Source organism: Streptomyces sp. JHA26, from assembly GCF_002005565.1.
GTDB lineage: Bacteria > Actinomycetota > Actinomycetes > Streptomycetales > Streptomycetaceae > Streptomyces.
Map to the genome: position 1 here is coordinate 120649 of NZ_BDJC01000014.1, position 20536 is coordinate 141184.

General features: G+C 74.5%; 19 protein-coding genes and 1 pseudogene. 11 read left to right on the forward strand and 9 right to left on the reverse strand.

Annotated features, from left to right (window positions below; translation table 11 throughout):
- Nucleotides 1-38: 38 nt before the first annotated feature.
- Nucleotides 39-692: a bifunctional DNA primase/polymerase gene (locus tag JHAT_RS11885; RefSeq protein ID WP_077798067.1), complete on the reverse strand. Its 654-nt coding sequence runs from the start codon at nucleotides 690-692 to the stop codon at nucleotides 39-41.
- A gap of 276 nt (nucleotides 693-968) precedes the next feature.
- Here JHAT_RS11885 and JHAT_RS11890 point away from each other — a divergent pair, with 276 nt between their 5' ends.
- Both JHAT_RS11890 and JHAT_RS11895 read left to right on the forward strand, forming a co-directional pair.
- Entirely contained in the window at nucleotides 969-2354 is a 1386-nt protein-coding gene (locus JHAT_RS11890) for a transcriptional regulator (protein ID WP_077798068.1), read from the forward strand.
- Between the two features lie 258 nt (nucleotides 2355-2612).
- Nucleotides 2613-4135: pseudogene (locus JHAT_RS11895) on the forward strand (hypothetical protein).
- 54 nt (nucleotides 4136-4189) lie between these two features.
- On the opposite strand, the gene JHAT_RS11900 reads toward JHAT_RS11895, so the two are convergent.
- Entirely contained in the window at nucleotides 4190-5506 is a 1317-nt protein-coding gene (locus JHAT_RS11900) for an ABC transporter substrate-binding protein (protein ID WP_077798069.1), read from the reverse strand.
- Between the two features lie 117 nt (nucleotides 5507-5623).
- Here JHAT_RS11900 and JHAT_RS11905 point away from each other — a divergent pair, with 117 nt between their 5' ends.
- Nucleotides 5624-6124 carry a hypothetical protein gene (locus JHAT_RS11905; protein WP_077798070.1) on the forward strand — a complete coding sequence of 167 codons (501 nt, stop codon included), beginning with the start codon at nucleotides 5624-5626 and terminating at the stop codon, nucleotides 6122-6124.
- Nucleotides 6125-6170: 46 nt separating this feature from the next.
- On the forward strand, nucleotides 6171-7052 hold the full coding sequence (gene purU / locus JHAT_RS11910; RefSeq protein WP_077798071.1) for a formyltetrahydrofolate deformylase: 882 nt from the start codon (nucleotides 6171-6173) through the stop codon (nucleotides 7050-7052).
- Between the two features lie 54 nt (nucleotides 7053-7106).
- On the opposite strand, the gene JHAT_RS11915 is transcribed toward purU, so the two are convergent.
- Together JHAT_RS11915 and JHAT_RS11920 are read right to left on the reverse strand one after the other, a co-directional pair.
- Entirely contained in the window at nucleotides 7107-8315 is a 1209-nt protein-coding gene (locus JHAT_RS11915) for a zf-HC2 domain-containing protein (protein WP_253195469.1), read from the reverse strand.
- Nucleotides 8276-8857, reverse strand: a complete 582-nt coding sequence (locus tag JHAT_RS11920) for a sigma-70 family RNA polymerase sigma factor (protein ID WP_077798073.1) — start codon at nucleotides 8855-8857, stop codon at nucleotides 8276-8278. Before JHAT_RS11920 ends, JHAT_RS11915 begins: the two co-directional genes overlap by 40 nt.
- Before the next feature lie 381 nt (nucleotides 8858-9238).
- Between JHAT_RS11920 and JHAT_RS11925 the strand changes: the two genes are divergently transcribed.
- From JHAT_RS11925 to JHAT_RS11940, 3 genes are all read left to right on the forward strand, one after another.
- Complete coding sequence (locus JHAT_RS11925) at nucleotides 9239-9619, forward strand: STAS domain-containing protein (RefSeq protein ID WP_077798074.1); 381 nt, start codon at nucleotides 9239-9241, stop codon at nucleotides 9617-9619.
- 142 nt (nucleotides 9620-9761) lie between these two features.
- Nucleotides 9762-10274 carry an EF-hand domain-containing protein gene (locus tag JHAT_RS11930; protein ID WP_077798075.1) on the forward strand — a complete coding sequence of 171 codons (513 nt, stop codon included), beginning with the start codon at nucleotides 9762-9764 and terminating at the stop codon, nucleotides 10272-10274.
- Between the two features lie 497 nt (nucleotides 10275-10771).
- The gene (locus JHAT_RS11940) at nucleotides 10772-11233 is read left to right on the forward strand and encodes an ATP-binding protein (protein ID WP_171990851.1); all 462 of its coding nucleotides are present in this window, start codon (nucleotides 10772-10774) and stop codon (nucleotides 11231-11233) included.
- 358 nt (nucleotides 11234-11591) lie between these two features.
- Here the strand turns inward: JHAT_RS11940 and JHAT_RS11945 are convergent, their stop codons facing one another.
- Complete coding sequence (locus JHAT_RS11945) at nucleotides 11592-12590, reverse strand: GlxA family transcriptional regulator (RefSeq protein ID WP_077798078.1); 999 nt, start codon at nucleotides 12588-12590, stop codon at nucleotides 11592-11594.
- Nucleotides 12591-12661: 71 nt separating this feature from the next.
- Here JHAT_RS11945 and JHAT_RS11950 point away from each other — a divergent pair, with 71 nt between their 5' ends.
- Entirely contained in the window at nucleotides 12662-13975 is a 1314-nt protein-coding gene (locus JHAT_RS11950) for an MFS transporter (RefSeq protein WP_077798079.1), read from the forward strand.
- A 20-nt stretch (nucleotides 13976-13995) separates the two neighbouring features.
- Nucleotides 13996-14871: a hypothetical protein gene (locus JHAT_RS11955; RefSeq protein WP_077798080.1), complete on the forward strand. Its 876-nt coding sequence runs from the start codon at nucleotides 13996-13998 to the stop codon at nucleotides 14869-14871.
- Nucleotides 14872-14883: 12 nt separating this feature from the next.
- Here the strand turns inward: JHAT_RS11955 and JHAT_RS11960 are convergent, their stop codons facing one another.
- The gene (locus tag JHAT_RS11960) at nucleotides 14884-16086 is read right to left on the reverse strand and encodes an NAD(P)/FAD-dependent oxidoreductase (protein WP_077798081.1); all 1203 of its coding nucleotides are present in this window, start codon (nucleotides 16084-16086) and stop codon (nucleotides 14884-14886) included.
- Nucleotides 16087-16203: 117 nt separating this feature from the next.
- On the opposite strand from JHAT_RS11960, the gene JHAT_RS11965 reads away from it, so the two are divergent.
- Complete coding sequence (locus JHAT_RS11965; protein ID WP_107481906.1) at nucleotides 16204-16815, forward strand: GNAT family N-acetyltransferase; 612 nt, start codon at nucleotides 16204-16206, stop codon at nucleotides 16813-16815.
- Between the two features lie 7 nt (nucleotides 16816-16822).
- On the opposite strand, the gene JHAT_RS11970 is transcribed toward JHAT_RS11965, so the two are convergent.
- The 3 genes from JHAT_RS11970 to JHAT_RS11980 form a co-directional block, all read right to left on the reverse strand.
- Nucleotides 16823-17488: a pyridoxal 5'-phosphate synthase gene (locus JHAT_RS11970; protein WP_077798082.1), complete on the reverse strand. Its 666-nt coding sequence runs from the start codon at nucleotides 17486-17488 to the stop codon at nucleotides 16823-16825.
- A 52-nt stretch (nucleotides 17489-17540) separates the two neighbouring features.
- A complete protein-coding gene (locus tag JHAT_RS11975) occupies nucleotides 17541-17966 on the reverse strand; it encodes a pyridoxamine 5'-phosphate oxidase family protein (protein WP_077798096.1) in 426 nt (141 codons plus the stop codon).
- Nucleotides 17967-18346: 380 nt separating this feature from the next.
- Nucleotides 18347-18994, reverse strand: coding sequence for a TetR family transcriptional regulator (locus JHAT_RS11980; protein ID WP_171990847.1), 648 nt, complete (start codon nucleotides 18992-18994; stop codon nucleotides 18347-18349).
- Between the two features lie 492 nt (nucleotides 18995-19486).
- Here JHAT_RS11980 and JHAT_RS11985 point away from each other — a divergent pair.
- Nucleotides 19487-20536, forward strand: a 1050-nt coding sequence (locus JHAT_RS11985) for a serine/threonine-protein kinase (protein ID WP_143660412.1), incomplete at its 3' end; no start/stop codon positions are given.

Genomic DNA, 20536 nt, shown 5'->3' on the forward strand with positions numbered 1-20536 from the left:
TCCCCGTCCGCACGCGTATGTCGGAGGAGGAGGCGTCCCTAGCGGTCCCGTCCGCACGCGTACGCCAGCGGTGAGATCAACTCCTCCGCGTCCGGCAGCCACCGGTTCGCCGGGGTCGGCCGGCACACCCACTGCACGGCCCCCCGCGTCCCGTACCGCGTGGGCGGCGCGGCGACGTACCCGCCCTCCCCGAGCGCGGTCAGATCGAGCGAGCGGGGCGGCCACCCCAGGGCCCGCACCAGCTCGGGCACCTTCACCGCGGCCCCCGGAAGGACGAAGAACCGCATCCGCCGGTCCGGCGCCAGCGTCACCGGTCCGAGCGCCAGCTCCATCCGTTCCATCCGGGCGAGCGCGAGGAACCCCGCGGTCTCGGGCACCTCGATCGCGTCGAACGTCCGTCCCGTGGGCAGCAGCACCGACGCCGTCGGCCACTGCTGCCACATCCGGCGGACGACGGTCGCGCTGCCCGTCGCCTGCGTCGCCCAGTCTCCGCGCGCCGGGTGTGCGCCCGGGGCGGCGCACGCCGCCTCCCCGCAGGAGCAGCGCTGCACCCCGCCGGACGCCTCCAGCCAGGTCCCGGGAAACACGTCCCAGTGGCGTTCCTCGGCGTAGCGGACGGCGGTCTCCAGCAGCGACGTTCCGCGCTGCTGCGGGATCTGAGCGGTTTCGGTGCCCGGGATGGTCTCTTCCACGTGGAACTCAACTCCCGCACCCACTACGGGTTACGGCCCCCCTGCGCGCGGGGGAGGAGCACCGATCCCGCGCTCGGGGCGCATGGGTGCACGTGTGGGGGCGCGCGGGAGGATCCGCGGCCGGAGCTGGGTAGCCAGGTCTGGGGCCGGCGCCGGCCGTCACCCCGGCAAACCTCACAAGCTTCGCATTGTCGGCACGTCGACGGGGCATTGATCTTCACGGCCGGACATCTCTCGTTCCGCCGAGACAGCATCGAGACCGCATGGGGGTACGCCATGGCCGCAAGGCCTCTCGTCGCGCGGCAGCCGAACGAACGGCTGCAGGCGCTCATTCAGGAAGCGGGCTGCTCGAACGCGGGCCTGGCCCGCCGGGTGAACATGTGCGGCGTCGAGCACGGCCTCGACCTGAGGTACGACAAGACGTCGGTGGCCCGCTGGCTGCGCGGACAGCAGCCGCGCGGCCGGGCCCCGGCGATCATCGCGGAGGCGCTGGGACGCAAGCTCGGCCGTACGGTCACGATCGACGAGATCGGCATGGCCAACGGCAAGAACCTCGCGTCGGGCGTCGGCCTCCAGTTCTCGCCGACGGTCCTGGGAGCCATCGAGCAGGTCTGCGAACTGTGGCGCAGCGACGTGGGGCGGCGGGACTTCCTGTCCGGCTCCTCCGTCGCCGCGTCCGCGCTGGTGGAGCCGAGCCGCGACTGGCTGATCTCCGCGCCCGACCCGCAGGTGTCGCGCTCGGCCGGGCCGCGGGTGGGCCAGTCCGACGTGGCGGCCGTGCGGGCGATGACGCGGTCGCTGGTGGAGCTGGACCACCAGTACGGCAGCGGGCACGTGCGCCCCGTCGTCGTGCACTACCTCAACAGCGTCGTCTCCGGGCTGCTCGCGGGCTCCTACCGGGAGACGGTCGGCCGGGAGCTGTTCGCCGCGGTCGCCCGACTGACCGAGCTCGCCGGGTACATGGCCGTCGACACCGGGCAACCGGGCCTGGCCCAGCGGTACTACATCCAGTCGCTGCGGCTCGCGCAGGCGGCCGGGGACCGCGGGTACGGCGGCTACGTCCTCGCCGCGTCGATGAGCCACCTCGCCGCGCAGCTCGGGAACCCGCGCGAGATCGCGCAGTTGGCGCGCGCGGCGCAGGAGGGTACGCGCGGGCGGGTCACCCCGCGCGCGGAGTCGATGTTCCACGCGGCCGAGGCCCGCGGCCACGCCCTGCTCGGCGACGCGCGGTCGGCCCAGGCGGCCGCCGGGCGCGCGGTCGAGGCGATGGAGGCCGCCGACCCGGCCTCCGGTGACGACCCGGCGTGGATCGCGCACTTCGACCGGGCCTACCTGGCCGACGAGTTGGCGCACTGCCACCGGGACCTCGGGCAGGCCGACGCGGCGGCGCGGTGCGCCGAGGAGTCCCTGGCCGGGCACCCCGAGTCGCGGGCCCGCAGGCGGGCCATCGGCCACGTGCTGCTGGCCACCGCGCAGGTGCAGCAGCGGGAGATCGAACAGGCCTGCCACACGGCGCTGAAGGCCGTGGACCTGCTGGAGACGCTGCGCTCCAACCGGGGTGCCGAGTACCTGGAGGACTTCCAGCAGCGCCTGGAGCCCTACCGGGAGGAGACGGTGGTGAGGGAGTTCGGGGCACGGCTCGACCTGCCCGCCGCCGCGTGAACCTACGGGCCGCCGGCGCGTGAACGGACGGTGAAACTCCGTGTGGAGGGCGGAAAGGAACGTCAACAGCGTGCCGGGGCCCGGTTTTGTTACTGCGGTCACAGGGAAGGAGGTCACGCCCCCTGCGGCGTGGCAGTGGGCTCGGGTGACCCGGTAGCGTGAGCCGACGATTCCGAAGGTCCCCCATTCACAGGAGTCCCGGTGACGCAGAGTGGACAGGGCGAGGAGCCCTCGCCGCGGCAAGCGCGCGAAGGCATCGTGCTGCCCTCGGACGGTGGTACGCCCGTGCTGCCGGGCTCGGCGGGCGGACCCGCCGGACCGCACACCGCCGGGCCCGTGCCCGCCGCGGCGCCGCCCGGCGCCCAGGCGTGGGACCAGCCCTGGGGCCCGGGACAGCAGCACGGCCCGTCCCGGGCGGGGAGCTGGCCCACCCCGCCCGGCGCCCAGCCCTGGGGGACCCCGGAGGCCGGCGGCCCGCCCGCCGCGCAGCACGCCTGGCCCGCGCAGGGCCCGGCGCAGGGCCCCGGCGGCCTGCCGCCCGAGACGGGCCCCGGCCCGCTGCCCCGGAGAACGCGCAGCCGCCGGCGTACGGACAGCCCGGGTACGGACAGCCCGGGTACGGACAGCCCGGATACGGACAGCAGACGTACGGGCAGCCGGCGTACGGGCAGCACGGCCTGCCGTCCGCGCCGCTCCCGCCGGCCGACGAGGGCGCCACCCAGTACCTGCCGCCGGTCGGCGTGCCCGCGGACGAGGGGGCGACGCAGTACATACCCCCCGTGAGCCCGGGGGCGCTGCCGCCCGAGAGATCCGCCGGAGCGCCCTCCGACGAGACGCAGTACCTCGCTCACGCCCCGGCCGCCCCGGTGGCGTCCGCTCCCGACGCCGAGGCCACGCAGTACATCGCGCCCGTGCCCGCCGGGCCCTCCGCGGCCCCCCACGGCGGTGTCCCCGGCGCCGACGACGGCCGGCAGCCGCCCGCCGAGTTCGACAACCTCTTCCGCAGCGCCCCGGCCGACGCCCCGGCCTCCGCCACCCAGCAGCTGCCCCGCTTCGACGAGCCGGCCCCCGCGTACGTCCCGCAGGGCCCGGGCGGCGGCAGGCGCCGCGGCGGTCACGACGACGCGGGCCGGGGCGGCCGGAGCGGCTCCCGGCTGCCGCTCCTCGCGGCCGTCGGCGTCGGCATCGCCGTCGTCGGGGTCGGCGCCGGCGCGATGATGGCCGGCGGGGACGACGACGCCGACAAGGGCGGCAACCAGACCGTGTCCGCCACGGCCCCCGTGGATTCCGCGACGAACCCCGCCTCGGCGTCGCCGTCCGTCGACCCGGTCCGGCAGCAGGCCGTCGAGCTGGACAAACTGCTGGCCGAGAGCGGCAGCAGCCGGACCACCGTGATCAACGCGGTGGCCGACGTGAGGTCCTGCGACAAGCTGCCCCAGGCCGCCAAGGACCTGCGCGAGGCCGCCAAGCAGCGCGCCGGGCTGGTCACCAGCCTCTCCCGGCTGTCCGTGGACAAGCTGCCCGGCCACGCCGAGCTGACCGCCGCGCTCACCAAGGCGTGGCAGGCCTCGGCCTCGGCCGACAACCACTACGCGGCCTGGGCCGACCAGACGGCCAAGAAGAACGGCTGCAAGAAGGGCAAGGCCCGCACCACCGCCGAGACGCAGGCCGGCAACCGGGCGAGCGGCACGGCGAGCAAGGAGAAGGCGAACGCCGCCGACCTCTGGAACACCATCGCCCAGAAGTACGGCCTGACCGAGCGCGAGCCGACCCAGCTGTGACCGCCCGCGGGCGGGCCCGCACGGCCCGCCCGCCCGCCGGTGGCCCGGCCCGGCTCAGACGAGGTCGGCGTCGCGCAGGGTCCGCGTGGTGTCGACGGCGCCCTCGAGGGCCGACACCAGCCGGCCCTGCCGGACGACCTGCAGGGTGACCTCGGTGTTCACCAGCCGCGGGAAGCCGACCGAGGCCAGCTTGTCCTGGAACCTCCACCGCAGCGTCGGCGTGAGGCCGCCCGTGTCGACCTCCAGCCCGTCGTCCAGGGCCCGGGTGATGCGGTCGGCGCTCACCTCGCCGTCCCCGAGCGACTCGACGACCTCCTTGAACACGGTGTACGCGATCCAGGTGGTCTGCACCCCGGCGTCCGCGGCGTCGACGCTGTTGTCGCCGAACGCCTCCTCCCGGATGACCCTCTTCAACCTGTTCCAGCCCGGATCGTCCACCCCCGGGTACCAGCTGGTGACGTACGCGCCCTCGTAGGGGCCCGAGGCGCCGCCGGACGCGTCGACGGTCGACTGGTCGACGCTGCCGAGCACGGTCGCCGTCCGCACCCGCGGATACTCCTCGCGGGCCCGCCGGAAGGAGTCCATGAAGGTGCCGGTGCGGTCGCCGAGGACCGGCACCACACACCCCCTGCGCGCCGGGTCGGCGGTCGCCCGCCGCAGCGCCAGGTCGGACTCGTCGTCGTACTCGGTGGCGTCCTCCTCCGCCCGCTGGTCGTGGGTCGCGGCGTGTCCGCCCCCGGACAGGCCCGAGTCGAGCAGCGGGGCCAGCTGGTCGCCCGCGATGGTGTCGGGGCGGATGAGCGTGACGGGCCCGCAGGACTCGGCGAGCGCGCTGCCCAGACCGGCGAGCAGCGCGGGCTGGCCGCCGTTGACGGGGTAGGACAGGGGACTGGTGAACTCGGCGTTGGTGATGCCGTAGCCGCCGATGTACGGGATGCCGGCGCCCTCCAGGACGGGGAGGAACGAGTCGGCGTGCTGGCTGTAGGAGCCGACCACGGCGACCGCGCCCTCCTTGACGGCACGGCGGGCGCACTTCGCGGCGGCCACGCTGTCGTCGTGGTCGTTGCAGGTCAGGACGTTCAGCCTGCGGCCGCCCAGGCCGCCGTGGGCGTTGGCCCAGCGGGCGTAGGCACGGGCGAAGGCGGGCATGCCGGGCTTGTTGGTCGCGCCCGTGTCCGAGGGCGCCCAGGTCATGACGGTGATCGGGTCGTCCCCGGTGCCCCCCGTGACACCGGGGACGACCCCGCAGCCGGCGACGAGCGACGCACACGCCGTCAGCACGCCCGCGGTCAGCACGCCGGTTCGGGTGGGCCGGGAGCGGCCGCGGCGGCCGCGGAGGAACGTGCTGCGGTTGCGTCGACTGCCGGTCATGGGCACGCACGATTCCGTCACACGGATAACCTGGAAGTGACCTTCGGTCAACGCATGGTGACGACGGGGTGAATTGCGGGGGCCGGTACGCCACGAGTGGAGGGGAACGTACGATCGATGACCGTGCAAGGTACGGAGAACTCTTCCCGTCGTGGCCGTCGCTCCTCCACCATGGGCGGCATGCCACTCAACGACATGCCGTGGTGGCGCTGGCGCAGCCAGGTGCGCTCCGCGCTGCACATGCTCTCCGCGCCCGCGTTCCAGCGGGACGTCTGGCTGGCCGGCACGCCCGGCTACGGCGACGTCACCGACGCGGTGTACCGGCTGGTGGAGGACACCTGGCTGGACCACTGGTCCGCCGAGAAGTACGTCGGCACCATCTTCCGCGACTCCCAGGAGGCGGCCCTCGTCGACACGGCCGTGCTGCGGGTCCTGCGGATCATGCACCAGGTGGGGCCGGACGCGCCGGTGGCCGCCTACCTCGACCACCCGGACTGGCCGGAGGCGGTGCGGGCGGCGCGGGACGCGCACGTGCGGCTGGCCGCCGGCGACGGTGACGACCCGGAGGCGGAGCCCCGCAGCCTCGAGGCGCTGCGGATCCTGACCCGGTCCGCCTGACGGGACGAGCGCCGGCCGGGGTGCCGGATATGGGACCCTGTCCCCCATGAACGAGCAGTCCAGCCCCGCCGCCGCACCGGCCGACCAGTACGTCCTCACCCTGTCCTGTCCCGACAAGCAGGGCATCGTGCACGCCGTGTCGAGCTACCTGTTCATGACCGGATGCAACATCGAGGACAGTCAGCAGTTCGGCGACCACGACACGGGCCTGTTCTTCATGCGCGTCCACTTCTCGGCCGACGCGCCGGTGACCGTGGACAAGCTGCGCGCCAGCTTCGCGGCCATCGGCGACTCCTTCCACATGGACTGGCAGATCAACCGGGCCGACGAGAGGATGCGCATCGTCCTCATGGTCAGCAGGTTCGGGCACTGCCTGAACGACCTGCTGTTCCGGGCCCGGATCGGCGCGCTGCCCGTGGACATCGCCGCCGTGGTGTCCAACCACACCGACTTCGCGGAACTGGTGGGGTCCTACGGCATCCCCTTCCACCACATTCCCGTGACGAAGGACACCAAGGCGGACGCCGAGGCGCGGCTGCTGGAGATCGTGCGCGAGGAGAACGTCGAACTCGTCGTGCTGGCCCGCTACATGCAGGTCCTCTCCGACGACCTGTGCAAGCAGCTCAGCGGCCGGATCATCAACATCCACCACTCCTTCCTGCCGAGCTTCAAGGGCGCGAAGCCGTACCACCAGGCGCACGCCCGGGGCGTGAAGCTGATCGGCGCGACCGCGCACTACGTGACGGCCGACCTCGACGAGGGGCCGATCATCGAGCAGGAGGTCGAGCGGGTCGGTCACGACGTCACGCCGGACCAGCTGGTCGCCATCGGGCGGGACGTGGAGTGCCAGGCGCTGGCGCGGGCCGTGAAGTGGCACGCGGAGCGGAGGATCCTGCTGAACGGGCGCCGCACGGTGGTGTTCGCCTAGCGGCTCGGGGGGCTCCGTCGCGCCCGCACCCGCCGGCGGATCCGCGACCGCCCCCTACATCCGGCTCAAGCTCGCCGCCGCGAACAGGACGTCCCGGATCGCCTCCCGGTCCCCGACCTGTCCCGCCGCCGCCTCCGCCGGAGGCACGTGGCCCGCGGCCAGGCGGCAGAACTCGACGCCGTCCAGGGCGACGTGGGCCACCTCGTGGTCGGCGGAGCCCACCGCCGCCGGCGAGTCCAGCGGGATCAGCCACTCGCCGCCGCCCGAGCCCTCGATCTCCAGCCGCAGGCTGCGCCCCGGCCGGCCCGCCGCGACCAGGTGCCGGCCGCCGGCGGGCGCGGCGAGCCCGGCCCTGCGGCGCGTGGTCAGGACGTCCGGCAGCAACCGGGCGGCGAGGTCGATCATGCGGTGGAGATGGCGCGGCGAGGGCGGCTCGTACGGGTAGTCCACCGCCTCGGCGATGTCCTCCCCGTGCACCCAGCACTCGAAGGCCCGGTCCAGCATGGCGTCGCGCAGCGGCAGCTCGAAGTCGCCGTAGGAGACCGGCATCCGGCCCGCACCGCCGGTGAACGCCACGGTCCGGACGACGGCGTGGCTCTGCTCGCGCCACGGCCCCCGCACCACGCGCGTCGGCGGGGAGTGCGAGGCGCGCCAGTAGGCCTCGGTGCGGCTCGCCGGGGCCGGGGCCTCGGCGGCGATCCCGCCGAGCGGGTCGGGCAGGCCCAGTGCGGTCCCGACCAGCCCGTCGACCGTCAGCAGGTGCGCGATGACCCCGGCGACGGTGGTGCGCCGGCTCGCCGTGCCGTCGTCCGCGAACCAGCGCAGCCGTACCGGCGCGTGCCACTCGGAGTCCCCGAAGTCCTGCAGCAGCGCGTCCAGGCGCGCGGTCTCGGCGTCGTAGGGCGCGGCCCACTCGGGCACCGGGATGCGCGGCGGGCGGCGCTCCAGGCAGCCCTCCAGGACCCGGGTGCGCAGGGCGGGGTCCAGGTCGAGGCTCTCCGGGCGCTGGAGCAGCCCGACGGCGTCGCGCAGCCGCAGCGCCTCCTCGGCGCAGGTGCCGCACTCGCCCAGGTGCTCCTCGACGGCCGCGGCCTCCTCCGGGGAACAGGCGGCCAGCGCCCAGGCACCGAGGAGGGAGGTCAGCACGTGATGCTCCAGTACGAGGGGCGCGGCCGGCTCCACGGCGGGCAGGGGACGTTCGCCGTCCTCGTCGTACGCCCCGCTCATGCCGCACCCCCGTACCCGGGCGGCGCCCCCGGTGATGCCGCGTCGCGGGCGGTGGCCAGCAGTTGCAGGCCCAGGCGCAGGCGGCGGCGTGCCTCGTCCTCCGTGACGCCGAGGTCGGCGGCGGTCTGGCGGTAGTCGCGGCGCTGGAAGTAGGCCAGCTCCAGGGCGGCCCGCAGCGACGCCGGCATGGACTGGACGATGTAGTCGGCGCGGGCGGTGACCGAGGCGTGGCGCACCTTGCGCTCCAGGTCCTCGGTGGTGCCGGAACCGTCGCGCGCGAGGGCGGCCGCCTCGGTGGCCCGCAGCCGCTGCACGGCCAGGCGGTGGGTCAGGGCGGCGACCCAGCCGCGCAGCGGGCCCTGTTTGGGGTCGTAGGTCTCCGGGCGCTCCCAGACGTGCGCGAACACGGCGCGGGTGATGTGGTCGGCGGCCCGCTCGTCGTCCAGCACGCGGTGGGCGAGGCCGTGCACGAGCGAGGCGAACCGGTCGTAGAGCTCGCCGAGGGCGGCGGCCTCGCCCCGGGCGAGCCGCCGCTGCATCGTGCGGTCCCAGTGCAACGGCGGGTCCTTCTTCGCCATGCGGCTCCTCCACCCCCCTGCTCGGCCCCGACGGCCGGGTCGGCCCCGTACCGGCGTCCAGCCTGTGGCCACCGTCTCCTCGAATGTAGTCGGCACGTCCGGCGGCACACGCCCCTTTGTGCCAACGCGCGCCCCCGGCGGGCCGCAGGTGGTAGGGCACTCATGGGGCACTCATCGGGCTCTCAGATCGACCGCCTACCCTCCAGGGTGCGACCGAATTCGATCGAACAGGATCGAAAGGGTCTGAAACAAGCCTCTTTTGATCGGAGCCCGTTTTCGGCCGGGTGTTTGCGGGAACGGCCGGTGGGCAGGCGCGCGGCCAAGAAGTGTAGGAACGGCTTCCGTTTCGGAGGGGTCCGGACGTACCGACGGACGAAGGGCATGGTGGTGACGTTCAATGTGACCGGCGGCGAGCGGGGCGACTGGGCCGTGCTCCAGGTGGCGGGTGAACTGGACCTGGTGTCGTCCCCGGTGCTGCGGCAGCGGGTGCACGACGAGGTGGCCGAGGGGCGGCACAGTCTCGTCCTGGACCTCTCCGAGGTCCTGTTCTGCGATTCCAGCGGGGTCGGCGTGCTCATCGCCGCCCGGCGTCTCATCCGTTCCTGCCAGGGCCGGCTGCGTCTGATACTGCCCGCCCAGGGCGCCGTCGACGGCTCCCACGTCAACCGGGTCCTCGGCGCGCTGGGCGTGCGCCGGCTCTTCGACGTCCACCCCGACCTCGCCTCGGCGACCGGCGACGCACCGCGCCCGCTCTCCGCGTAGGGGCGGGCCCGCGGCGTGTCCGGGGGAGGGACGGACCCGGGGGAGGGACAGGTCCGGGTTCGCCCTGCGGGCGGGCCCCGGGCGTCGTACTCTCCGTGCGAGACGCACCCACCGACGTGACGAGAAGGCGGTCGGAGAAGACATGGTCAGCAGCGAGTACGAGCGCAGGATCGCGGCGCGGTTCGCCACCTTCGACCAGGACGGCAACGGCTACATCGACCGGCAGGACTTCAACACGGCGGCCAAGGCGCTGCTCGCCGAGTTCGCCGTCGCCGCCCGGTCCGACAGGGGCCAGGCCCTGTACGGCGGAGCGGAGGCGCTCTGGCAGGGCATGGCCGGGATCGCCGACCGCGACGGCGACCAGCGCATCACCCGTGAGGAGTTCGTCACCGCGGCGGTCAAGCGGCTGCGGGACAACCCGGACGGGTTCGCCGAGATCGCCCGCCCGTTCCTGCACGCGGCCCTCGCCGTCGCCGACGCGGACGGCGACGGGGCCGTCACCGTCGCCGACACCGCGCGGATGCTCACCGCGCTCGGCGTCCCCGAGGCCACCGCCCGTGCGGTCGCCGCCGGACTCGACACGGACGGCGACGGCAAGGTGGGGGAGGCGGAGGCCGTCCCGGCGTTCGCCCGCTGGTTCACCGTGCCCGAGTGACGCGCGGGGCCGCGGCGTCCCCACCCGCGATGTCGCGGATCGTGGCGGTGTCGAGTCACTGAGCGTCACCACCGGACCGGGTCCGACGCGCAGATCGTCACGGACCGGAGTCGGCACCGTGCTCCGGTACCTTGTGGGGGATGCGAGCGCTCCCGAGAGCCGACCGCGCCGGTGCCGCCCTCCGGGCGGCTCCGGAACCGGACGCGTGCGCCGTGTCCCGCACGGCGGAGAGGCCGCCGGCCGCCGCCCGTTCGACGGCCCGGACGGAGCGTCGCACAGTATGCCGCACGAGTACTCCTTCGCGCTGGAATATGCCCGAAGCGCTTGTTGCGGTGACTGTACGTCAACCATGCTGTGCTCCACGGGATTCACGTTCCGTGAACCCTGGCCCGGCCGTTGTTCTGGCCATGCTGGAAGTGGCTACGATCGTGGCCCTCATGAGGCGCGAGCCTTTGTGTCCGCCGGTTCGGATGGTGTGAGCGGTGCAGGTGCTTCAAGTGCAGCTGGAGATCCGGCCCGACCCCGCAGAGGTGGGGCGAGCCCGTCGGTGGACGCGCTCGCGACTGGCCGGGGCGGGGATAGCGGCGGACGGTCAACTCGCCGAGACACTGGTCCTGATCGTCTCCGAACTCGTCACCAACGCGGTGGTGCACACCGGTTGCCCCGCCGTGCTGCGGCTCGTCCTGCCGGGCGCGGTGACCGAGGAGGCCACGGTCCGCCTGGAGGTGGACGACGCCAGCGGCCACGCCCCGGTGCCCCGGTGCGCGGACGGCGACGCGACGGGCGGCCGGGGCCTCGCCCTCGTCGACGGCCTCGCCGACCGCTGGGGTTGGAGCCGCGAGGGTGCCGGCAAGCGCATCTGGTGCGAACTGGACCGCTGCGCCGGGTCCGGGGACGCCCCGGCGGCGTGTGCGGACGACACGGTGCCCCGCGAGGGACTGGCGTACGAAGTGGTGTAGCGGCGGCGCGGATGCGCTGCCGGGCGCACCGACTTCCGTTCTCCGCCGGCGTCGACGCGGCAGTGCGCCGGGCGTGCTTCCGTGCGCGTCCCGCGCGAACGGAAGGCACGTGGGTAAACACCCCCTGCCGGTTGACGGATCGTGACCACTTCTTCACGCTTGTATTCAACGATTCGCCGCGAGGGGACGGCGAGGGCCCGGTGACGGGGCCCTCGACGAGTGTGGGTCGTGATTCGGCGGCGGTTCCCCCGGGGGTGAGGGGAACCGGACGGGAGCGCCGGAGTCGGGTGGCGGCGTGCGGTGCCATGCTCGGGGCGAGCGGCGCCGCGCCGCCGGCCGACGCCTCCCGGCGGCGCCCTCATCCGCCACGGGCGGTGGACGACTCGGCCCGGAACGTCCGCCGGTACGCGGTCGGCGTGACCCCGAGCACCGCCTGCAGGTGCTGCCGCATCGACTGCGCGGTCCCGAAACCCGCGGCACGGGCCACCTGGTCGACGGACAGGCCGGTGGCCTCCAGCAGGTGCCGGGCCCGTTCGACCCGCTGCCGGGTCAGCCACTGGCCGGGACTGATGCCGGCCTCCTCGCGGAACCGGCGGGTGAAGGTGCGCACCGACATGGCCTCCTGCTCGGCCATGTCCCGCAGCTGGATCGGCTCCTGGAGCCGGGCGAGCGCCCACGCGCGGGCGCCGGCCGTGGACGACTGCCGCGGATCGGGCACCGGCCGCTCGATGTACTGGGCCTGCCCGCCGTCGCGGTGGGGCGGTACGACGGTCCGGCGGGCCACCTCGTTGGCGACGGCCGTGCCGTGGTCCCGGCGCACGATGTGCACGCACAGGTCGATCCCGGCCGCGACCCCGGCCGAGGTGAGCACGTCGCCGTCGTCGACGAACAGCACGTCGGCGTCGACCCGGACCTTCGGGAACAGGCGCTGGAAGTGCTCGGCGGAGGCCCAGTGCGTGGTCGCCGGGCGGCCGTCGAGGTAGCCGGCCGCGGCGAGCACGTACCCCCCGGTGCAGATGGCGACCAGCCGGGTGCCGGGCCGGATCCGGGCGAGCGCGGCGGCCAGTTCCCCGGTCAGCGTGCCCTCCTCGTACACCGGGCCCAGCTCGTACGACGCGGGGACGACGACCGTGTCGGCGTCGGCCAGCGCCTCGGGGCCGTTCTCGACGAGGAGCGCGAAGTCGGCGTCCGTCTGCACCGGACCCGGCGGCCGGACCGAGCAGGTGACGACCTCGTACAGCCCGCGCCCGTGCTCGTCGCGGGCGCGGCCGAAGATCCTCTGCGGAATGCCCAGTTCGAAGGGGATCAGGCCGTCGAGGGCGAGGACGACGACACGGTGCGGACGGTCGGAAGGCATGGCCCGATCCTAGCGAACACTGTCTTTCGGGCCACTCGATCGGGCGGTGCCGAGGGCGGAAGCTCGATGACGTGACCCAGACAACCGACACCCCGGCACCCGCACGGCGACCCGGGCCCGGCCGCCCGCGCCGCGGCTCCCGGGTGCACCGTGCCTGGTGGGTGGCCGCCGTCACCTTCGTGACGATCATCGGTGCCGCCGCCTTCCGTTCCCTGCCCGGCATCCTCGTCGACCCGCTCCAGGACGACTTCGGCTGGTCGCGCGGCACGATCGGGGCCGCCGTCTCCGTCAACCTCGCGCTCTACGGCCTGACCGCGCCCTTCGCCGCCGCGCTGATGGACCGCTTCGGCATCCGCCGCGTGGTCGCCGTCGCCCTGACCGTCATCGCGCTCGGCTCGGGCCTGACCGTGTGGATGGACTCCGCCTGGCAACTGATCCTGTGCTGGGGCCTGTTGGTCGGCCTCGGCTCCGGCTCGATGGCACTGGCCTTCGCCGCCACCGTCACCAACCGCTGGTTCACCGAGCGGCGCGGACTGGTCACCGGCGTCCTCACCGCCGCCTCGGCCTCCGGGCAGCTGGTCTTCCTGCCGCTGCTGTCCTGGATCGTGGAGACCTACGCGTGGCGCCCCGCGGCCGTCACGGTCGCCCTCGCCGCCCTCGCCGTGGTCCCCTTCGTCTGGCTCCTCCTGCACGACCACCCGGCCGACGTCGGCCAGAAGCCCTACGGTGCCGAGGAGTTCGTGCCCAAGCCCGCCCCCGTGCCCGGCGCCGCCCGCCGCGCCCTGGCGGTCCTGTTCTCCGCCGTGCGCACCGGCCCGTTCTGGCTGCTGGCCGGCACCTTCGCGATCTGCGGCGCCTCCACCAACGGCCTGATCCAGACCCACTTCGTGCCGGCCGCGCACGACCACGGCATGCCGCTCACCGCCGCGGCCTCGCTGCTCGCCGTCATCGGCGTGTTCGACGTCATCGGCACGATCGCCTCCGGCTGGTTCACCGACCGCTTCGAACCGCGCCGCCTGCTCGCCGTCTACTACGCCCTGCGCGGCGTCTCCCTGCTCTTCCTCCCCTTCCTGCTGGCCCCCGACGTCCACCCGCCGATGGTCTTCTTCATCGTCTTCTACGGCCTCGACTGGGTCGCCACCGTCCCGCCCACCCTCGCCCTGTGCCGCGAGCAGTACGGCGAGGACAGCGCGATCGTCTTCGGCTGGGTCCTCGCCTCCCACCAGGTCGGCGCCGCCCTCGTCGCCTTCCTCGGCGGCGTGGTCCGCGACACCTTCGGCACGTACGACGTCGTCTGGTACGCCTCGGGCGCCCTGTGCGCGGTGGCGGCCCTGATGGCCCTGGTGATCCGCCGCCGGGCGACTCCGGTGGTCCAGGCGGCCTGAGCGGGTCGTAGGGTGCGGGAATGGGGTGGGGGACACGGCCGGGAGCGGCCGGGCGCGGGCGCCCGACGTGGTCGAACGACGAGTGGAACGCGGCGTCGGCGCTGTGTGCGGCGCAGCTGCCGCTGGTGTGGCTGGCGTGGTGGTTCGTGGTGGAGTCGGGGCACGACGACCACGGCCGTGGCGGGGGCTTCCTGGGCATCGTCTGCGTCCCGCTGATCCTGCCGTTCCTGGGCGTCCTGCACTCCAGCGCGCAGATCATGCCCGCCGCGACCCTGGCCCGTCTCCTCCCGCGCCGCCTGCGCGGCCCGGAATGGGCCTGGCACACGGTGGCGTCCGTGCTGGTCGGAGCGGGCTGGGCCGGGTTGGGACACATGGTGTGGGACTGGTCGCTCCGGGACACGCTCCCGTGGTGCGCGGGCGCCGGGATCCTGCCCGTGCTGTGTCTCGCCCTGCTGCGCGAGCGGGCGTGGCGAGGGTGGAGCATCTGGTTCCGTTCGGCCGCCGCCGGCTTGGTCCTCTTCGCCGTCGGCGGGCTGGGCGCGGCGGCCCTGGCCGACGAGTACGAGCCGCCCCGGCTCTCCGACGAGCGGCTCGCCGGGGACTGGCGCGGAGACGACGGGGCCGTGCTGCGGCTGGCCCCGGGCGGCCGGGCCGAGCTGACCCGGGTCCCGGCCCAGCCCGACTTCGGAACTCACCGGGACTACACCAGGTGCAGCGGCACCGGCACCTGGACCCGCGCCCTGAGCGGCGACCGTGAGGGCGTCCTGGTGCGGCTCGACGGCGGCTGCGGGGAGGAGACGTACTGGGGGATCGGTGGGAGCGGGCGGAAGCCCGAGTTGTTCGCGTTGTTCGGTGACCCGGATGCCGGGGAGCTGGTCCTTCTCGGCCGGGACTGACCCCGTCGTTCCTCAGCCGGGCAGCCGCGAGACCCGCTCGCCCTCCCTCTTCGCCACCGCCCCGGCGATACGGACCGCGTCGAGCGCCAGCTCCCGCAGCATCCCGCTGAGCGGGTTGGTGAAGCCGGTGAAGTACAGGCCGGGCGCGGAGGCCGGGGTGCGGCCCCCGTGCGCGACCGGCCTGCCGGTGCCGTCGAGGACGCCGAGGTGGCCCACCAGGGGCTCCAGGCCCCGCAGGTAGCCCGTGGCCGCGATCACCGCGTCGGGGGCGAGGCGGGTGCCGTCCGTGAGGAGGACCTTGCCGTCCTCGAAGCCCGCCACCGCGGCCACGACCTCCACCCGGCCGGAGCGCACCGCGTCGATCAGGCCGACGTCCTGCACCGGGATGGCGCCCTGCCGCGCCCGGGTGGAGAGCCCGGCCTCGGGGCGCGGCAGGCCCCGGGCCGACAGGTCGGGCACGCTGATCCGGGCCAGCGGCCGGGCCAGCCGGTCGACCAGGCCGGCCGGGAGCCGTCGGCACAGGACGCCGGTGTACTGGGCGGGCCAGCCGGCGGTGGAGCGGCGGACGATGTGCGGTGGGGTGCGCACGGACAGCCGCACCCGGGCGGCGCCGCCCTCCACCAGGTCCACGGCGATCTCGGCACCGGTGTTGCCGACGCCGACGACCAGGACGTCCCGGCCGGCGTAGGGGGCCGCGTTCCGGTACTCGGCGGCGTGCCGCAGCTCGCCGGTGTACGCGTCCCGGCCGGGCCAGTCCGGCAGGCGCGGGGTGTGGTTGTACCCGGTGGCGATCACGACCGCGGCGCCGGTCAGTTCGCGGCCGCCGGACGCGTGCAGCACCCAGCCGGAGGCGTCGGGCGCGCGCTCGACGCGGGAGACCTCGACACCGGTGACGATCTCCAGCTGGTGGTGGTCGGCGTACTTCTCCAGGTAGCGGACCACGTCGTCGCGGGCCACCCACCGGCCGAAGCGGCGCGGCATCGGCAGGCCGGGCAGCGCCGACAGGCGGCGGGTGGTGTGCAGGCGGAGCCGGTCGTAGTGGCGGCGCCAGGACGCGCCGACCCGGTCGGCCCGTTCCAGGACGACGGCCCGCAGCCCCCGCGCGCGCAGCGCGTGGGCGACGGCCAGGCCGCCCGGGCCGGCGCCCACGACGTACACGGGGAGGTCCGCGGGGTGGGCGGACCGCTGTTCAGCGGACGCTGTGGAGTCGGCCATGCGGCGAGCGTAATCGCGGCTCCGCTTGATGGGTATCGGTCAAGAACGGAATCGGTTGCGGATCGGTCACGGAAAGGCCGCGGACACGGCGGCCCCCCGGTCGGATTGAATGGACCGATGGTCCGCACCCGCATGCACACCCTCGCCCCCTCCGTCACCGAGCCGCGCGGGCACGGCCTGCACCTCCGCGCCTGGGACGCCGGCAGCGACGCCGACGCGCAGACGTGGCTGCGCGGCCACCTGGACCCCGACTTCCGGCGCTGGAACACGCCGGTCAGGCCGCTGACCGACCTCGAGTCGGCCCGCCAGGCGCTGCGCGCCCGGGCGCGGGACGCCGGCGAGGGCAGGTCCGCGTCGTTCCGGATCACCGACGGGGCGGACGGCACGACGCTCGGGCACATCGGCATCGGCGAGATCGTCCCGTCCCTGCGGCAGGCCCACGTCGGCTACTGGGTGCTGCCCGAGGCCCGCGGCCGGGGCGTCGCCACCCGCGCCCTGCTCCTCGTGTCACGCTGGGCCTTCACCGAGCTCGGCCTCCACCGCCTGGAACTGGGCCACGCCCTGGGCCACGGCGCCTCCTGCCGGGTCGCCGAGCGGTGCGGGTACGTCTACGAGGGGACGATACGCGGGGCCATGTTCGAGGCCGACCGGCGCGACGCCTTCCGGGACGCGCACCTGCACGCCCGGCTGGCGACCGACGCCGAGCCGGCCGCCCCCGACGTGCGGTGAGCGCCGGTCACGGCCACAGCAGCTGCGTGCGCCAGCCCTCCTCGGTCCGTCGGTAGGCGAGGCGCAGGTGGCGGCGGCGGGCGTCGCCCTGGAAGAACTCGACCTCCTGCGGCCGCAGCCGGTACAGCGTCCAGGACGGGACGGGGGCGTCCGGCTCACGGCCGGCCCGTTCCCAGGCGGCCTCGGAGGCGCGCGCCAGCTCGTCCGGGGAGCTCAACGGGGCGCTCTGCCGGCCGGTGAGGGCGGCGGCCAGCGCACCGGTCGACCGGGCGTGCAGGTCGGCCCGCGCCTCCTCGGCCGGGGCGACGGCGACCGGGCCGCGGACCCGCACCTGGCGGCCCAGCACCGGCCAGTAGAAGGCGAGCGCGGCGTACGGCCGGGCGGCGAGGTGGCGGCCCTTGCGGCTGTCGGCGTGCGTGGCGAAGGACCAGCCGTCCGCGTCCGCGCCGTGCAGCATCACGATCCGCACGTCCGGCCACCCCTCCGCGTCGGCCGTCGCCAGCGACACGGTGTGCGGCTCGCTCTGCCCGGCCGCCACCGCCTCGGCGAACCACCGGGTGAACAGGGGCAGCGGGTCGCCGGGCGCGGTGGCCGGGTCGAACGGGGGCAGCTCGGTGACCGCCGGGTCCCACACCCGCAGGGACCTCAGCAGCTCGTGAAGATCGGGTTCCATGCCCCGATTGTCACGTGGTGACGGACCGGGCGAGGGGCGTTCGCCGTACGGTTCACACCTGGCCGAGGTCGGAGGAGACCCAGCGCTCGGGCCGCATCCGCACGACGACCTGTTCGCCGTGGTTCTTCCACGCGAAGTCGACGTAGCCGTCGACCTTCTCGGCCGGCAGGTACCGGGCGGACATCTCCCGCAGCAGCTCGACGGTCGCGGGGACCGTCTCGACGACCGGGCCCTCCACCGACACGTACCGGACGGTGGGCTCCAGCCGGTCGACCATGAGGGAGAACCGGCCCGCGACCTTGATCAGCGCGTTCTTGCGGCTGTCGAGGCCGGTCATGATCCAGACGTCGCCGCCCGGTGCGTACTGGTACCAGATGGGCACGGTCAGCGGGGCGCGTGCGGGGCCCGCGTCCACCGCCAGCGCGGCGACGTGGGGCTCGGCCAGGAACTGTTCGCGCTCTTCACGGGTCAGGGCCATTCCGGTCTCCTCCGACGGCGTCCGGGTGTCCGGCTGTGCGGCCGGCTCCGTGTCCGGCTCCGTGTCCGGCTGTGCGGGAGCCTGCACCGGTCGCAACACCGAGCGGACGGGCGGTTGTTCCCCCGCGGGCCGGTCGGGCGCGGCGGGTGGGGTGCGGGGTGCGGGCTGCGGCTGCGGCGGGCGGCCCGGCGTCACGGGCTGGGCGCGGCTACGGGGCGCGGCCGCGGGCGCCCGGGCCGGGAAGGCGGCCGGCGCGGAGCCGGGAAATCAAGGGGGCGGTGCGACGGGGTGGGGAGCACCGGGAGGGAAAAGGCATCCGGGACGCGGGGCGCGGCGGATCGGGCAGGGATGACAGGCTGCCGTGCGACCGGTCGGGCGCGCTACTTCACGGGCTTCTTGCCGGTGACGCCCAGGTACGTCAACAGGGCCAGGCTGGGCTTGAGTTCGGCCTGCTTCACGCCCCAGGAGGTGAAGCCCTTCTGGTGCGAGGCGACGGCCGAGAGCATCGTGACCAGCGAACCGGCGATCGCCGCCGGGTTCACGTCCTTGTCGAGCTTGCCCTTGGCCTGCAGTTCGGCGACGGAGTCGGCGAGGGGCGCGTTCACCGAGTTCAGGATCTTCATCCGGAGCTTGTAGAACCGCTTGTCGCCCTCCGCGGCGCCCAGGTCGACGACCCGGAGGATCGCGTCGTTCTTCCGCCAGAACTCCAGGAATCCGTCGACCAGTTCCTGTGCCGTCTGCCAACCGGACTTGCCGGTCCACGAGCGGCCCGCCGCCAGTTCGGCCAGCCCGGAGCTCTCGGCGACCGTCTGCTCGGCGATCTCCAGGACGGCTCCCTCGACGTCCGGGAAGTACTGGTAGAAGGTCGCGGGCGACGTGCCTGCCTTCCGGGCGACATCGATGACCTTGACGTCCCGGTAGGGGGAGGAGCTCAGCATGTCGCCCAGGCAGTCGAGCAGTTTCTGCCGGGTCGCCTGCCCGCGTCGACCGGCCACGCGGCCGTCCACGGTGCGCACTTGTCCTGTCATGCCGTCAGCTTACCGACGGCCGGTCGGCGCGCGATTCGGCCGACTGCAAATGGGGTGCGCGGGTGCAAAGTGGCTGCTGTGCCTGGTCCGCGGGGTGCGCGCGAGGCGGTTGCGCCGACGGCGTGGCCGAAAACGATGCATCCGCACGGACGCCTTCCGCCTCCCCGGCCGCGCCCCCTGCCGGGTGGACGCGCGGCTCCCCGACGTCCGGCCGGGCGAGCGCTTCCACGGCGAGCCCGTCACCGGCCCGCCGCCGGCCCGGCGGGTGCGGTCTTCGCGCCGCCCCGGCGCCGAGACCGCCGCGCCGCCGGATCCGGGTGGCCGTTCGCCCGGGATTGGGGCGTGACACCCCGATTGTCCCAGGGTTCGCCACCAGCGCCTCGGACAGGAAGAATCAGGGTGTGTGCCGCCGCGGCGGTGCGGTGGTGAGACGCTGCACGTCGGTCGCGTACATAGTGGGTGGCGCGGCGCGTACGGGGAGGTGGCAGGCAAGTGGTGGATCAGCTGACGCAGCACGATCCGCGGCGGATCGGGCCGTTCGAGGTGCTGGGGCGGCTCGGCGCCGGCGGCATGGGGCTGGTCTATCTGGCGCGTTCGGCGTCCGGCCGGCGCGTGGCGATCAAGACGGTGCGGACGGAGCTCGCCGAGGACCAGCTGTTCCGCGTCCGCTTCACGCGCGAGGTGGAGGCCGCCCGCGCGGTCTCCGGCTTCTACACGGCGGCCGTGGTCGACGCCGATCCCCGGGCCGCCGTGCCGTGGCTGGCCACCGCGTACGTCCCCGCGCCCTCCCTCGAGGAGATAGTGAACGAGTGCGGACCGCTGCCGGCCCAGGCCGTGCGCTGGCTGGCGGCGGGCGTCGCGGAGGCGCTCCAGTCGATCCACGGCGCCGGGCTCGTCCACCGCGACCTCAAGCCGTCCAACGTCCTCGTCGTCGAGGACGGCCCCCGGGTGATCGACTTCGGCATCGCCTCCGGCGTCTCGAACACCCGCCTGACCATGACGAACGTCGCCGTCGGCACCCCCGCCTACATGTCCCCGGAGCAGGCGAAGGACTCGCGCAGCGTCACCGGCGCCAGCGACGTGTTCTCCCTCGGCTCCATGCTGGTCTTCGCCGCCACCGGGCACCCGCCCTTCCACGGGGCCAACCCGGTGGAGACGGTCTTCATGCTGCTGCGCGAGGGCCCCGACCTGGAGGGACTCCCGGACGAGCTGCGTCCGCTCATCGAGTCGTGCATGCAGATGGAGGCGACGGCCCGCCCCAACCCCGCCGACCTCCAGTCCCAGCTCGCCCCGCACCTGTACGGCTCCGGCTCCGACGACAGCGGCACGGCGTCGGCGTGGCTGCCCGCACGGGCGGTGGAGCTGATCGAGGGACGCCGCAACGGGCGCCCCTCGGTGCGGCCCGCGACGACGGCCGGCGGGCGCGGCGGCGGCCCGGGCGGTGCCCGGCCGGCCGTACCGGCGCCCCCGCTGCCGCCCCCGCCCTCGCACGACCCCGTCGTCCCGGCGCCGTCCGTGCACGGGCCCCCGGTGCCCGCGCCC